Source organism: Stenotrophomonas nitritireducens (genome assembly GCF_001431425.1).
Taxonomy (GTDB): Bacteria; Pseudomonadota; Gammaproteobacteria; order Xanthomonadales; family Xanthomonadaceae; genus Stenotrophomonas; species Stenotrophomonas nitritireducens.
In genome coordinates this window covers 1-869 of sequence record NZ_LDJG01000093.1, presented here as the reverse complement: position 1 = coordinate 869, position 869 = coordinate 1, and the positions used below count along the sequence as shown (strand labels likewise).

1 protein-coding gene is annotated in these 869 nt (G+C 65.9%); it reads left to right on the top strand.

Features of this window, described 5'->3' with window-relative positions; genetic code table 11:
• Positions 1-124: 124 nt before the first annotated feature.
• The coding region (locus ABB22_RS17590; protein WP_152984271.1) for an amidohydrolase family protein at positions 125-869 on the top strand (745 nt) is incomplete at its 3' end.

Sequence of the window (869 nt, the reverse complement as noted above, 5' to 3'; positions counted from 1 at the left end):
TTGCGGTGCTGCTGGCTTACGCTGCCTCGGCGTGTCAGCTGCCAGGCGTGTCCCCCAGTCGGCTTCGATCCGGTTCCCGGAAAGGCCGAAGCCCCCTCTTGCCGCTGCACAGGAAAACACTGACATGTCCTCCACGCTCATCACCAATGCCCGCATGGTCAACGAGGGCCGTACCTTCGACGGCGACCTGCGCATCGAGAACGGCCGCATCGCGCAGATCGGCAGCGGGCTGGCGCCGCGCGCCGGCGAGGAAGTGATCGATGCCGCCGGCCGCTGGCTGCTGCCGGGCATGATCGACGACCAGGTGCACTTCCGCGAACCCGGCCTGACCCACAAGGGCGACATCGCCAGTGAATCGGCTGCCGCGGTGGCCGGCGGCCTGACCAGCTTCATGGACATGCCCAACACCAACCCGCCGACGCTGGATTCGACCATCCTCGAAGCCAAGTACGAACTGGCCAAGGGCCGCGCCTGGGCCAACTACGGCTTCTACCACGGCGCCAGCAACGACAACCTGGAAGCCATCCGCGTGCTCGACCCGAAGAAGGCGCCGGGGGTGAAGGTGTTCATGGGCGCCTCGACCGGCAACATGTTGGTGGACAACCCGGAAACGCTGGACGCGATCTTCCGCGACTGCCCGACGCCGATCATCACGCACTGCGAAGACACGCCGATGATCGACGCCAACATGAAGGCGTTCCAGGAAAAATACGGCGACGCGCTGACCCCGGACATGCACCCGGACATCCGCTCGCGCGAGGCCTGCATCAAGTCCACCCGGCTGGCGATGTCGCTGGCGAAAAAGCACGGCACCCGCCTGCACGTGCTGCACATTTCCACCGCCGACGAGCTGGCGCTGTTCGAGAAGG